Here is a 13,211-nt window from a genome sequence, read left to right as displayed (position 1 = left end):
GTTATAATGATGGGTTCCGGTTATTCCTCGTTCAAGGTTTTAAATTCTTGCGCTCCGTCATTTAAAAATTCATCCAGGGTTTGGGGCTGGAACAGGGGCCCCATTCCAGGAGCCAGCTTACTGTGATAAATGGGATCGTTTTGAAACCCCATTTGGCGGGAGCTTTCTCCGTAACCCGCAATGAAAACCAGGATCAAGGGCACCCAAATCAGTCCAAACGTCTCCCCCCACGTGAGGGAATCCTTTGCCAGCCGAACGCTCGCCCAAAACATGCCGAGGGTGATTATAAAGTTTATTGCGTAATCAATAACGTAAACCCATGTTTCATTCAGTACCCAGAAATAGAGGAATGGATCGATTCCTTCCAGGATAAGCCCCAGAAACAGTCCGATGTCCGCGATTACAAGGTTTCGAATAAAATAAGATTTCCGGTATTTAAAAAAAGTGTAAAGGCTGAGGATGCCCGCGAAGCTTAGAATACTGGCTGCGAATCCGATAACGATGCTGTAAAACTCCTTCTTCCAAAAGGAGTCGCTGGGGTCTACCATTCTTCCCATCCAGGCGCCCACCCCGATGACTGCAAGGGAAAACACAAAAGGCACCCAGGGACGATCGATGAAATCCCGGAAAGCCATGAAACGGTCCATCTTTTTTGTGCTTTCCACAGGGTGGTGCGGGAGCAAAAGCCGAAAGCGCGTACGCCCGATGCCGATAACATCTCCGGAGTTCACGGAGACAATTTTATCCTTGAAATTAGGAGTGCCGTTCACCTGCGTTCCGTTTTTGCTGGAAAGGTCTTTCAGGTAAACTTTACCCTCTTTCAACTGAACCAGCAGGTGTTCCGGGGAAACAAACAAATCGTCGACGATGACATCGCTGGAGTAGGCACGCCCGATATGGATTCGATCGCGGTTGAACACATGGCGCAACTCCACCGCCTGACCCTGAGGTGCCAGCATTTCGATGATTATTCGGTCCATTGGATGCTTCCCATAAATTTCTGTAAAAAAATTCGGGCCAGCGGTTCAGTCAGGCCGGCCATCCCTACCTGAATGATGTATTTGCGGGGTGAGTCCCCCAGTATGGCAAAGCTCACAAACACGTCATGTAGTTTGGGATACTTGATGTAACGCCGCACGCAATACGCCGCCTTCCAGTTTCGGGAAGCAAGCGCGACAAAACTGTTGTGGCAGGAGAATTTGGTGACTTCGCCGCTGGTCGCATAAGGATAAAAGTTTCCCTGTGCGTATTGGGCGGAAAAGCGTTTGTAGAATTCGAGAGAACTCAGGCTCTGGCTTTCCAGCCAGAAAAAGGAATAGCCAATGGTGCCGGTCGAAAGATTGGAAGAAAGAAAAATATTGCGATCGCTCTGGCACCGCTTGTCGCCGTAAAAGACGAACGCGTTTTGGGAAGGATCCTCCGATCGGCTTCGACCCCAGCACTTAACCACACCAGGCAGGATGCTTTGTGGGACCTTCAATGCTCCCAGGTTTTCGAACAGCCAATCGGATTTCACTGCCTTGTCGATGATGTGCTCGTAGCGCGCGAGAACCTGTTCCTGAATGACCTCCGGCCAGTTTTTGGAGCCGCGTCCGGTCTTGACGCTTTCCTTCAATTCGATCAGGTATTCCACTGGGACCAGGTAACTGAGATCGTTGCCCTCGATGGCGACGTTCACTCCCACCACCTTGCCCGAGGCATCGAAAGCGGGACCGCCGCTCATGCCCGGGTTCAGCGCCGCGGACAACAGGATGTGCTGATAGGGATGGTCGCCAACGAGTCCGTTGTACGTCCCCTCCAGGACCACCATGCCGACATCCAGCGGGTTGCCCATCGGGTACACCCCCGTCCCCTGTTTTTGTTTGGACGAGCCCAGGCGGACCGGCTTTTTACGCGACGGTTCGCCGCGAAGGATAGCCAGGTCGTGCGCCACGTCGATGGCCTCCACTTTCAGGCTGCCCACCTTGCGTCCTTTGCGGAAGTACTCGATGCGGTACTGGTCCGGTTTATCGACCACGTCCGAGATGACGTGGAAGTTGGAAGCGAACAGGCCGTCTCTGGAAATGCGGAAGCCGGAGCCGATCACGTACTTTTCGCGCGAGTGGATGTCGATGACGCGGATCTGGTACACCACTTGGCTGTTGCGCTGGAACACTTTCTGCGCCGTTCCGGTGAGCGCGCGTACCGGTTCCGTGAACGACCAGCTGAACACAATCGATAAAAAAAATGTGAGGAGAAAAAAAGAAAGGCGCGAGGATTTAAAGAAGTGGATCATTTTCGAACCGGCCCTTATAAAAGGTTGACGGTAAAAAATGATTTTATTTTCGGAATACACCCTTATATTAAAGGTAAGGGAAGGCCACCGGAGAGGCAATGAAATAAAGCCGGAAAGTACTGCAATAAGTGCAAAACGAGTTGGACCAAATGGCCGAAATAAACCTCTTCATAGATCTCATCCTCAGGGCCAGGTAAATCGTTACCCCACCCGTTACCCCAAAAAAAAGGACCTGCAGGTGATTACCCGCAAGTCCTAAAGTTTTTTGGTGAGCCGTGAAGGAATCGAACCTTCAACCTACTGATTAAGAGTCAGTTGCTCTGCCAGTTGAGCTAACGGCCCACCTTTATATAAATGTATAGATATCCGTATCGAATCCGCGTGCCGGTAAATTAGCACGGTTGCATTCAAATAACAAGATTTGCACGCGCACCGGTTTTTGCGGTTCTGAAATATCCGGAAGAAACCGGAGTGCCCGCCCTGGACCGTTTCTTCGGTGGCCGGTATTCCTTGTAGCCTCCATCGTTTTGCCGCGCGGATTCCGCTTGATAGTCCTGCCGGAATCTCCCTCACCCCAATATGAAGTTGAACACTTTGAACTGTGTTGCGCCGACCAGGGTGGACAGGCCGCCCAGAAGAAGCGACGCGAACAGGTACATGAACGCCTTGTCGCGGTCGATGCGCGTCTGCACGATGTCGGTCAAAAGCCCCAGCCCGAGCAAGCCGAAGTAGAGCACCCGCTGGATGTTCCACAGATTCTCCTCGCCTTTCAGCGGTTCCTCGCGGAAACCCGGGAACCGGAATTCGTTGTAGATGCAGGCCGCGTAGAGCGCGATGAGGAACACCACCCAGATCTTCTTGAGCAGGGTCAGGGTCTCGTCGATTTTCTGGATGCTGGGTTCGTTGTCGGCCATGGTTTCCTGGTTCCGGGGGGACGATTTCAATAAAACCTTTCGCGGGAATCCGGCATCGAATCGATAAACAGGCTGGAACCGCCGCCCGTCCTCCCGGCCCCTTCAGGAGGTCCGAACGGGACACCGTTTTTCTTGAAATATATGGTATAATCCGGCCATTCCAACGACAAATTTTTCTTGCCCACGGGATAAGACGGATTGGTTGGCCCTGCTCAAGGTTTCAGGTAAACCCTTATTTTGAAAGGATTTGTTATGGCTATTCGACTGGGAGACACTGCGCCGGATTTCTCGGCGGAAACCACGGAAGGCAATATCAATTTTCACGAGTGGCTGGGGGATAGCTGGGGCATCTTTTTTTCGCATCCCAAGGACTACACCCCGGTCTGCACAACGGAACTGGGACGGGTGGCCAACTTGAAGAAGGAATTCGAGAAGCGCAACGTGAAGGTCATCGCGCTCAGCGTCGATCCTCTCGACAGCCACAAGGGTTGGATCAACGATATCAACGAAACGCAGAACTGCTCGATGAACTACCCGATTGTTGCCGACCCGGACCGCAAGGTCGCGCAGATGTACGACATGATCCATCCCAACGCGCTGGACAACATGACGGTCCGTTCCGTGTTCATCATCGGCCCGGACAAGAAAGTGAAACTGACTCTCACGTACCCGGCGTCCACGGGCCGCAATTTCGATGAGCTGTTGCGCGTCATCGATTCCCTGCAACTGACCGCCAACTACAGCGTGGCCACCCCCGCCGACTGGAAAAACGGCGAGGACTGCGTGGTGGTTCCGGCCATCAAAACGGAAGACATTCCCGCAAAGTTTCCGAAAGGCTTCAAGGAAATCAAACCGTACCTGCGGATGACCCCGCAACCGAACCTGTAATGCCAAAGCACAATCCGGCCTGGATGGAGCGCAACCTCCATCCAGGCCGAGATTTCTCTCACCCTCTAATGAAAGTGTTATGAAGAATTCCCCCTCGTCGAACAACCCCAAAACCGCGCCCGAATCCGGCAACGCGGAAATCGATTCCCTCATCCGCCTGCTGGACGACCGCGACGCCTTTGTCCGCGAGCGCGTGCAGGCACGGCTGATAGAATTGGGCGGGGAGGCCCTCCCGTTTCTTGAAAAGGCGCGGAGCGTGGAGGACCTGGCCTTGCGTGCGGAAATCGCCCAGGTTCTAAAGCGCATCGAACCGCGTCTGATCGAACAGGAGTTTCAAGCCCTTGCCCAAATACCCGTCAGCGAGGATCTCGACCTGGAGCGGGGGGTGTGCCTCATCATGCGCTACGGTCACCCGGATGCGGACCCAATGCAGGTGGAAGAAACGCTGGACAACCTGGCTGCGGACCTGGCGCCTCGCATCCGTGTCCAGGCGCGTGCGTCGGAACTGGTGCGGGCCCTCACCGACTTTCTCTTCCACGAAAAAGGGTTTCACGGCAACAAGACCGATTACTTCAACCCCGGCAACAGCTACTTCGACACCGTGCTCTCGGCGAAGACGGGTATCCCCATCACCCTCTCCGTCCTTTGCATTCTGATCGGGCAACGGCTGGACCTGCCGATCTCCGGCGTCGGGCTGCCGGGCCATTTTGTCGTCCGCTGCGATTCGGACAAGGACCCGGTGTTCTTCGATCCCTTCAACGAGGGCCGGATCGTCACCCCTGCGGGCTGTGAAGAGATGGTGAAGGGTTTTGGCATCCAGTTTGAAGAAAATTTCCTTTTGCCCGTCACCAGCCGCGAGATCCTGATCCGGATGCTCCACAACCTGATCATGATTTACAACCGGACCAACGACACCGACAAAGCGGAACAGCTCACCGAATACAGCCGCATCCTCATGCAGAGGAAATGACCCCGTAATTTCCGAGCCCGGCACCCACCCGGGGAAGAAATCATTCGGTTTCCTGAAAACTAATGGTAGGGGGTAATTTAATGGAATACTCGGTTTTTCAAGGTAATTCAAGTCTCTAGGGCCTGATGCCGGGCCAATTCGGGGTGTGGGCCGGTTAAGGTATTGTATTTACAGATTTTAGTTTTATGTTACAATTGTATCACCATTCAATCCCATCCAAAGAGGGCCCAGGCTTGGGAACAGCCTGGTTTCAGAGGGGCGATAAACGATGAGGGTAGTCGGAAATCCACCAAGGAATATGCAGGGTTTTTACCCAGGCTCGGATGCGTTTTTGAATCTCTATTTTAAGAAACGCATCGCCAAACTGGGGAGGGCTGAGTCATGATTCCGCGTTCTATTTCCTGGAAGGCCAAGGTCGCACTGGTTTTGGCTTTGCTGTGGTCGTTCCCACACTTTGCGTTTTCCAGCATCCGCAATCACGACAAACCGGTTCACGTTTCGCCTGCATCCTTGAGTACATCGAAAGAACTGTCCAGCATTCTGGTGAGCGGCTTCGCGTTTTCCCAGCCCGCCCGCACGTTGAAGGAAACCATCCACCGTGTGTTGGAGGTGGTGACGGAAGAAGGTTTGAAGAAGGATGCGGAACAACGCCGCGTGGTATTGCGCCAGGTCATTCACGATCGGCTGAATTTCAATCGGTTTGCACAATCCACCCTTCAGGGACACTGGAAGGCCCGCACGTTTGCAGAGAAGCAGCGTTTTGTCGGCCTGTTGCAGAAACTCCTTGAGCAGTCCTTTCTGCAATTCATTGAGAACTATCAGGAAGGCACCCTGCATTATTTGCAGGAAAGCGTGAAAGGCGATTTTGCGCTGGTGAAGACCCGCGTCATCACCCCCGCCGACACGGTTTCCATCGATTACCGCATGATTCTGGAAAACGGAGAATGGCGGGTGTTCGATTTTTATATCGACGGTGTCAGCATCGCCCGCAACTACCGGGCGCAGTTCCAGAAAATTTTGAAACGCGAATCCTTCCAGAACCTCCTCGACCGCCTCGAAGACCAGACCGCCTGACAAATCACGCCAGCCCTCAATAGTCCCAACTCGTTTTTAAGGTCGCCCTTGCAACCTTTTCACAAGGTTTCTTTATCTTAGGTCGAGGGTGTAACGGAACCCTAGGAATACCTGGTGTGATTTGAGTTCTGTCCCGCCCCCGAATCCTGAAAATTGATGATCCGGCCCGTCCACAACAAAATAACGGTACTCAAGAATCAATGCGGATTTCCTGTTTCCGGATTTCAACTCCAAACCCGCAATGCCCTGGGCTGCAGGTTCGAGGTCGTAATCATCGTCGTCCGGCTTGTTTGATTTTTCCAGAGACATTTCGACCAGGCTCAATCCGACCCCGGCCCCAATGTAGGGATTCAAAGTCCCTTTTCCATTCAAGTCGAAAAGGACGTTTCCCATCGAATTGAACGCCTTGTAGGATCCGTCCAAATAGGTATTACCTGGGGAACGCCTTTCAAAATTGAAATTATGGTGCATGTAGCTGAATTCAGCTTCAAAACGTATCGGCAGATCGAATTGGACGCCGAATCCGCCCAGGAGAGTGTAGCCGGGAAAGACATCGATCCGCTCAGTGCCAATTTGGGTGTTTGGCGTATGATTGAGTCCCACTTTGGCAACGAAATAGTTTTGAGGAGCCCCGATCGCCGGCGAGGAAAGAAAAAAAACGGAGACCAAAGCCAATGAAACAATTCGTTTCATCACACCTCCTTTTTAAAGGAACGGTATCTCAAAAAACGTTTCCGGTGGCGTTGAGAACCCTCTTTTATTGGAGTCCCTACCCCCGGTTTCATCTTCCAGCCGGAAGGGATGATCGGATTGGTAACCCAGGATGCCAAGCAAACTGATACCCGGCGAAGGATCGATGTCTGCCGCTCCAAAATGTGTGTCCGGGGCAAGATGCAAACCGGTTTTACCGGAAATGTAAAATTTTTCGGCGAGGACTGTGGAGGGAACAAGGCAAACTTGAAGGAACAAAATAACAGGAATTATCTGATTCATTCGCAACCTCCCCTTGAAGAATTTTGAAAAATTCCTCTCTGTGTGTTGGGTGAGTTGTTGTGGAAGCAGGATGAGACTTTTCCACTTGCCAGTTATGTGGCCCATTTTGGCAGGCGGAATATCCTTTGCCTATGGTGAAGGAAAAATGGACACATTTCCACCGGATAATTGGGTGGCGGGGCAATCAAGTGAACCCTGAAAGGGGTGTTTTCAAATGGGGGGGATCTCACACCTTTTTAGGTGTTCGAAGAATTGAAAAGGGATCGAAAGAGGAGTGCCGGTTTCAGAACCGGTAGCGCACACCGAAGAGGACCTGCTGTGTTTCATAGGAGGTGTCGAGGTCGCGGCCGCCCAGGGTCAGGTTGGGGTCCTGCAGGTATTGCAGGCGGAACTCTCCGGTCAAAACCCACTGCGGATTGAGGTCGGTTTGAAAGCCCAGCATCAATTGCCAGGCACCGACCATGTCGCTGGTGGAATCAGGAAGGTTGCCGACAAAGTTTGCCGATTTGGTTTGCACCCGGACGACGCCCAGACCGACACCCGCTCCAATGTAAGGGGCCATCGGCAGTTTGTGGTCGCCGATCCTCAGGGGGACGTCGAAATACCCGTTGACCATCGTGGTGAACGCGGAGAAGCTTCCGGTGGACGAGACGCTGGTCTGGGGGTTCATGCCATCGAAGGAGTTGTAGTTGTAACCCAGTTCGAGTTCCACGCGGTACGGTTTGTCAAACCGGTAACCGGCCGCGCCCAGAAAACTGATTCCCGTATCGAATTGAAGCGTGGCCGCGCCCAGCGTGTTGTCGAATTTGCCGGTGCCGCCGAGCTTGGCAGAAACATAAGGATTTCCCGCCCACGCTGCATTGGCTCCGAAAACCAGTAACCATACTGCCGCCCAACCTGCAAGTCGCTTCATGACTCTCCCCAAACGAGCAAAAAGATTTAAATCATAGCCGAAGGCGCACGATTGTCAATAGCCGTTGGGGAGAGTCGTAATACCTGGGCGAACCTTACTCAAAATCGAAACGGACGCCCAGAACCAGGTCGTGGCTGTCAAGATCCGTTTGCGCACGCACCCCGCCGAACTGGAAATCCGGGTCGGTGGTCGCAAAATAGCGGTAGGAGGTGAAGAAGGAAAGACGGTTGTTGTGGCGGTACTGCAAACCGCCGATAAACTGGTATGCGAACACCGCATCGGTATCCGTGTCGGAAAAACCGAAGTTGTCTTCCAGTGAAGACGTTGCCAGGCCGAGACCCATCCCGAGGCCGACGAACGGCTGAATCTGGTGCCGGACGGGGATGTCGTAATACCCGTTGACCATCAGTGTGGCTGCGCCCACGTTCCAGTCACGAAATGCAGGCAGGGGTTCGTCCACTCCATTGTTGCGGAAAGCGACTTCACCCTCGACGCGAAAGTTGTCCGGCAGGTACATTCCCGCGGCCGCACCGCCCACTCCGCCCAGGTCCACATCCTGTTCGCCGCGCGGGTTGCCCGCAACCCGTGAGCCGGAGAAGGAGGAATCCGCATCGGTGCGGAAAGAAGGCCCGATCATCAGGCTGAAATATTTCTTATTCGCCGCGTCCACCGGGCCGGGGATGGCGAAGATGAGAGCAGTCAGGGTCACAATCAAAAAACGTTGCATGGGGTTGCGTTCTCCTTTTCAAAAGTAACGGTTTCATATAGACCGTCGGCGGCAGGTGACACCGCACGACAGCGTTCTGTCAAGTAGCTCACAACTGGCGCACCAGTTTTTCCATGTGCTCAATCTGGTGTTTGGAGGCGAACCCTTTCCCGAACCGGTGTTGCTCGTAAAACCCGGTGATCTTGCGGACACAATCCAGTTTCTCCTCGGGAAGACCGGACAGGTGTTCCATGAACTCCAGGTGAGTGGAGGAAGCGGGTTTGTGGATGCCCCGTTTCTCCAGTTTGCGAAGCATTTTCTGGTACAGTTGGGCCGCATAGGGTGGGGTGGGTATCCAGAACCATCCTTTCCAGAACCGGGTTCGCGGGAACAATAACAGAAGCGCCGTCACCACGGCAATGCCCACCCAGATTTCCGGCCGGTTCCCCAAAGCTTTCAATAGGTCGTCAAACGTCAAGGAACGGATTTTCTTGATCTGGGCGGTGAAATCGTGGGCCCGGCGGTTGAAGAACTCGACCACCCGCACCTGGTCCTTTGCGGAGTATTTGACGATGTATCTCTGCCAGTAAAGGCGCATCATGTCGTAGGTGCGGGTCAGTGCGTTGAGCTGGTTGAAACCCGCGTTGGGGTCGGGGGGAGTTGGGTCGTACGTTTTCCATCCTTTGCCGGGAATGTAGGCTTCCACCCACGAGTGTGCATTGGCCTGACGAACGATCATGTAATTGCCCATTTCGTTCCACTCCGTTCCCATGAATCCATTCACCATTCGCGCAGGGATGCCGTTGATCCGGAGCAAAAGCACCATGGCCGACGCAAAGTATTCGCAATGACCAGTCTTCCGCACAAATAGAAACTCGTCGATGGCGGAAAGCCTGGTTTCGCGTTTCATGTCCATGGAATAATCGAAGTACTGGAGGTGGTTCATGATTTTCGATGCCTTCAGCTCCGCGGGGTCCGAATCATTTACCAGCGTGGGGGCGAACTGTTTCAGCCGGTCGCTGAGTTGAGGCAGTTGCAGGTGAGGGTGCGTGCCTTTTTGCAAAAAACTCAGGTCAGGTTGGATCGGCAGGCGGAACGCATGGTAGTCCGCTCCCAGGTCGGAGATCATGGAAAACCGGCGTGGACCCATGCGGTTGTCCGTGGTTTTGAACACCTGGCCGTTATCCATCTGGATGCGTTCGAATGTACCGTCTATCTTCATCGGCACCCCGTGGGTGAAAATCACAGGGGAGTCAAAGGATTCCATGTAAACTTCCTGCTCCACCACGGTGGTCGGGTTGGGGACGTGGAAAAGGACCGTATTGGTTCCGGGCCGATGGCGGGACCGCCACACCATGGGCATGGTGGACCTCCACGTTTGGCCGTCATAGTGGTCCAGCGCCACCCCTCTCCAGAGCACTTTCGACTTCGGCCGGTAGGGTTTGCCGTCGCGTGTGAATTCGACGCGCATGACCACGCTCTGGTTTTTCTTGATCTCACCCACCTCTCCCAGCCGCACTTGGTCGGAAAATCCGGTGACCGGGGAACTGCTGGTGGCCAGTTCCAGAAATCCCAGCCCGAAACGCGGAAAACTGAAGAAGATGGTGGCGGTGATCACCAGGCTGACCAGGATCATCAACGAAGACAGCCCGAACAGGGAGCCGCGGGCGGTGTCGGCTTCCCCGATAAACCGGAAAGCCTGCGGGGCCGCGCGGCTTCCTACCTTTTCTACCATCATGTGATAAAACATCAAAGCCCAGCTGAGGATCAGGTAAAACGCAAGAAACATGAAAGCGAATACCAGGTCCTGGGTGAAAATGGCGCCGATCAAAAGACAGACGATGGATACCAGATATCCATACAGGTAGTCGTTCAACTCGGTTTTAAACAAAAATCGCGAGAGAAGAACGAACAGGAGGAAACCCGTTACCAGGTCGAGCATTTTTGGCTGGAACAGTACATAAATGGCGGGCAGGGCAATGAGTCCGATTTTCCACAGGGAGAACAGGCGATGTGGCATCACGGGGATCTTCTTGTTCCATTCCAGTATCCAAAACGTTCCCAGCATGGTGAGAACCAGGATGCCGAAAGAAAGCGGAATCACTTCTCCCAGAAGAAGGCAGGAAACGGCAAGAAAGGCCAGGAGGTAATTCAAGGAAATGAAACAGGTTCTCACGCGCATGGACAAGACCCTAGCAAATTGACAATTTCCAACCCGTTTGGCTACAATGGCGGGCGTTCCAACCAAAACGCATACCCGTACCGGTGGCGTCCCGCTTTCCGGACAATGCGGTTTTCCCCTATAGTTTAATTGAAAATCCGGGAGACAAAATGCATAACTTGATAAGAGTTGTTTTTATAACCATTTTCATGGCGTGGGGGATCAGCGCCACGGCCTGGGCGGGAGAGGTTGCGGTCATCCAAACCAAATTCGGCAATATGAAAATCGAATTTTTTGAAGACCAGGCCCCGGGCCATGTGAAGAATTTCAAGGATCTCGCCAAAAAAGGATTTTATGACGGGACCCTGTTCCACCGGGTGATTCCCGGTTTCATGATCCAGGGCGGCGATCCCAATACCAGGAACCAGTCACGCGAGATGCACGGTATGGGCGGTCCCGGTTATACCATCGATGCGGAGTTCAGCGATATCCCGCACGACCGCGGCATCGTGTCCATGGCACGCGCCCAGGACCCCGACAGTGCGGGCTCGCAGTTTTTTATCGTGGTCAAGGACGCGCATTTTCTGGATAGAAAATACACGGTGTTCGGCCGGGTGACCGAAGGAATGGAGGTCGCGGACAAGATTGTCAGTCAGCGCCGTGACCACAACGACAACCCGTTCGACCCCATTGCGATGAAAGTCATCATTAAGGACAAATAACCCAAACTGAAACGGAAGACACGTCTTTCATATAAAGGAAGGAAATTATCATGGCAAACGCAACCGCGGTGATTGAAACCGTTCACGGGACCATAGAGCTGGAATTTTTCGAGGACAAGGCTCCCGGGCACGTCAAGAACTTCAAGGACCTCGCTCAAAAGGGGTTTTACGACGGCACGACCTTTCACCGGGTGATTCCCGGTTTCATGATCCAGGGCGGCGACCCCAACAGCCGTGATGAAAACCGGTCCAAGCACGGCACCGGCGGACCGGGTTACACCATCGATGCCGAATTCAACGACGTCAGCCACAAGCGGGGCACCCTTTCCATGGCACGTTCCCAGGATCCCAACAGCGCCGGTTCGCAGTTTTTCATCGTGGTCAATGACTCCACCTTTCTGGACCGTCAATACACCGCATTCGGCCGCGTCACTTCCGGCATGGACGTGGCGGATAAAATTGTCAACGAGGCACGCGACCAGAATGACAATCCACACAACCGTATGGAGATCAAATCCATCACCATCAAGGAAGGTTGAAGGTTTTCATGGAAGATGAACTGTTTATAAACATGTACCAGTTTATTGGGGAGGACATGCTTGTGGGGCGAACCACGCCGGACGGGTCCCCATCGGCTGAATCCCTCCGTCATTACATCCTTGAAAACTGGGATAAATACGAGAAAATTTCCATTTCTCTGGAGTCCATCGTCAAGATCACCCGCACGTTTTATGACGAGGCGTTCGCCAAGCTTCTGGAAGACAAAACCCTCGAGGAGTTCAACGAGAAAATTTATTTTCCAGATGCGAAGGAGGCATTTGTGAAGGAAATGAACCAGGCCTTCAAATTACGCCTGAAGATCATTGCTTCCAAGAAGGAAAGAGAATCGGGGGACGGGCTGGGGTTTTAAAAGGAAGGGCAGTGGGTTTTCAGGAGGACCGGGCCGTCTCCCCCCTTTGCGGGGTGAGGGGTTGGGTGCCTTTACTTGATTTTCGTTTTTTCAATCAGGTCGATCATGGCGTAGGCAAACTCTTCCGCCACGTCACCATCGGCGGCGGTGACGATGCGGTCGTTTACGGTGAGCTTTTCTTCCGCAACCATCGCGCCTACGCGGTCCAGTTCCGGCAGGGTGTGTTTGTCCTGTGCCGCGGCCAGTTCCAGATTGTTGATCAACTGCGCCTCCGCCAGGCAGGGTACCGCGTTGCCCAGGGCCCCCACAACCATATTGCTTTTATATCGATCGATCAGCAGAATTCGCAGCAAATTGTCTTTCCACAAATATTTGCGCGCACCTTTTCCTCCCACCACCACGACGCCGTGAAACACCCCCTTGATCTGGCGCGTTCCCTTGCCGTCGGTGACGTAACTGTCGCCGGTGATGCCTTCAATGGAATCCACGATCAGCACATCGGGCATGACGCGGCCGCCGTTGTCACCCACGGCTTCCTTGAATTTGCATGAGGCCACGCGAACGTCCGCGCCTTCTTTCAGAAATATCTCGCGCGGAATTTCCAACTGTTTCTCGTTGTAGTAATCCTTGGGAATGATCATCAGGATGTTTTTCTTCAGACCTTCGAGACGTCCCATGATCTTTC

General features: G+C 53.5%; 15 protein-coding genes and 1 tRNA gene. 6 read left to right on the top strand and 10 right to left on the bottom strand.

All coding sequences use genetic code 11. From position 1 onward, the window contains the following. Nucleotides 1–20: 20 nt before the first annotated feature. The 4 genes from ACTRXA_RS07415 to ACTRXA_RS07400 all read right to left on the bottom strand — a co-directional run bounded on the left by ACTRXA_RS07415 (nt 21) and on the right by ACTRXA_RS07400 (nt 3,189). Nucleotides 21–980, bottom strand: a complete 960-nt coding sequence (locus tag ACTRXA_RS07415) for an FHA domain-containing protein (RefSeq protein ID WP_442426569.1) — start codon at nt 978–980, stop codon at nt 21–23. Continuing rightward, nucleotides 968–2,275, bottom strand: a complete 1,308-nt coding sequence (locus ACTRXA_RS07410) for a S1 family peptidase (RefSeq protein ID WP_442426568.1) — start codon at nt 2,273–2,275, stop codon at nt 968–970. The genes ACTRXA_RS07415 and ACTRXA_RS07410 overlap by 13 nt, the downstream gene beginning before the upstream one ends. Nucleotides 2,276–2,541: 266 nt before the next feature. After that, nucleotides 2,542–2,617, bottom strand: a tRNA-Lys gene (locus ACTRXA_RS07405). A gap of 227 nt (nt 2,618–2,844) precedes the next feature. Next, nucleotides 2,845–3,189, bottom strand: a complete 345-nt coding sequence (locus ACTRXA_RS07400) for a hypothetical protein (RefSeq protein ID WP_442426567.1) — start codon at nt 3,187–3,189, stop codon at nt 2,845–2,847. Nucleotides 3,190–3,441: 252 nt separating this feature from the next. Here ACTRXA_RS07400 and ACTRXA_RS07395 point away from each other — a divergent pair, with 252 nt between their 5' ends. The 3 genes from ACTRXA_RS07395 to ACTRXA_RS07385 all read left to right on the top strand — a co-directional run bounded on the left by ACTRXA_RS07395 (nt 3,442) and on the right by ACTRXA_RS07385 (nt 6,121). Then, entirely contained in the window at nt 3,442–4,077 is a 636-nt protein-coding gene (locus tag ACTRXA_RS07395; RefSeq protein ID WP_442426566.1) for a peroxiredoxin, read from the top strand. A gap of 79 nt (nt 4,078–4,156) precedes the next feature. Further along, nucleotides 4,157–5,047: a transglutaminase family protein gene (locus ACTRXA_RS07390; RefSeq protein ID WP_442426565.1), complete on the top strand. Its 891-nt coding sequence runs from the start codon at nt 4,157–4,159 to the stop codon at nt 5,045–5,047. Between the two features lie 381 nt (nt 5,048–5,428). Beyond that, a complete protein-coding gene (locus tag ACTRXA_RS07385) occupies nt 5,429–6,121 on the top strand; it encodes an MlaC/ttg2D family ABC transporter substrate-binding protein (RefSeq protein WP_442426564.1) in 693 nt (230 codons plus the stop codon). Between the two features lie 72 nt (nt 6,122–6,193). Here ACTRXA_RS07385 and ACTRXA_RS07380 read toward each other — a convergent pair whose 3' ends face one another. From ACTRXA_RS07380 to ACTRXA_RS07360, 5 genes are all read right to left on the bottom strand, one after another. Further along, nucleotides 6,194–6,814, bottom strand: coding sequence for an outer membrane protein (locus ACTRXA_RS07380; protein ID WP_442426563.1), 621 nt, complete (start codon nt 6,812–6,814; stop codon nt 6,194–6,196). Between the two features lie 12 nt (nt 6,815–6,826). After that, complete coding sequence (locus ACTRXA_RS07375; protein WP_442426562.1) at nt 6,827–7,114, bottom strand: hypothetical protein; 288 nt, start codon at nt 7,112–7,114, stop codon at nt 6,827–6,829. Nucleotides 7,115–7,397: 283 nt separating this feature from the next. Then, a complete protein-coding gene (locus ACTRXA_RS07370; RefSeq protein WP_442426561.1) occupies nt 7,398–8,027 on the bottom strand; it encodes an outer membrane protein in 630 nt (209 codons plus the stop codon). 94 nt (nt 8,028–8,121) lie between these two features. Beyond that, nucleotides 8,122–8,754: an outer membrane protein gene (locus ACTRXA_RS07365; protein ID WP_442426560.1), complete on the bottom strand. Its 633-nt coding sequence runs from the start codon at nt 8,752–8,754 to the stop codon at nt 8,122–8,124. Between the two features lie 88 nt (nt 8,755–8,842). Then, the gene (locus ACTRXA_RS07360) at nt 8,843–10,915 is read right to left on the bottom strand and encodes a transglutaminase TgpA family protein (RefSeq protein WP_442426559.1); all 2,073 of its coding nucleotides are present in this window, start codon (nt 10,913–10,915) and stop codon (nt 8,843–8,845) included. Between the two features lie 188 nt (nt 10,916–11,103). Between ACTRXA_RS07360 and ACTRXA_RS07355 the strand changes: the two genes are divergently transcribed. The 3 genes from ACTRXA_RS07355 to ACTRXA_RS07345 are packed head-to-tail and all read left to right on the top strand — an operon-like array spanning nt 11,104 to nt 12,526. After that, entirely contained in the window at nt 11,104–11,616 is a 513-nt protein-coding gene (locus ACTRXA_RS07355; protein WP_442426692.1) for a peptidylprolyl isomerase, read from the top strand. Between the two features lie 50 nt (nt 11,617–11,666). Continuing rightward, entirely contained in the window at nt 11,667–12,155 is a 489-nt protein-coding gene (locus ACTRXA_RS07350; RefSeq protein ID WP_442426558.1) for a peptidylprolyl isomerase, read from the top strand. Between the two features lie 8 nt (nt 12,156–12,163). Continuing rightward, the gene (locus tag ACTRXA_RS07345; RefSeq protein WP_442426557.1) at nt 12,164–12,526 is read left to right on the top strand and encodes an STAS-like domain-containing protein; all 363 of its coding nucleotides are present in this window, start codon (nt 12,164–12,166) and stop codon (nt 12,524–12,526) included. Between the two features lie 71 nt (nt 12,527–12,597). Here ACTRXA_RS07345 and ACTRXA_RS07340 read toward each other — a convergent pair whose 3' ends face one another. Next, complete coding sequence (locus ACTRXA_RS07340; protein ID WP_442426556.1) at nt 12,598–13,203, bottom strand: DJ-1/PfpI family protein; 606 nt, start codon at nt 13,201–13,203, stop codon at nt 12,598–12,600. Nucleotides 13,204–13,211 lie beyond the last annotated feature (8 nt).

This window comes from Nitrospina sp. P1_D6 (genome assembly GCF_052156615.1).
Taxonomy (GTDB): domain Bacteria; phylum Nitrospinota; class Nitrospinia; order Nitrospinales; family Nitrospinaceae; genus Nitrospina.
Note: the sequence above shows the minus strand (reverse complement) of the source record. Positions and strands in the feature narration are given on the sequence as shown.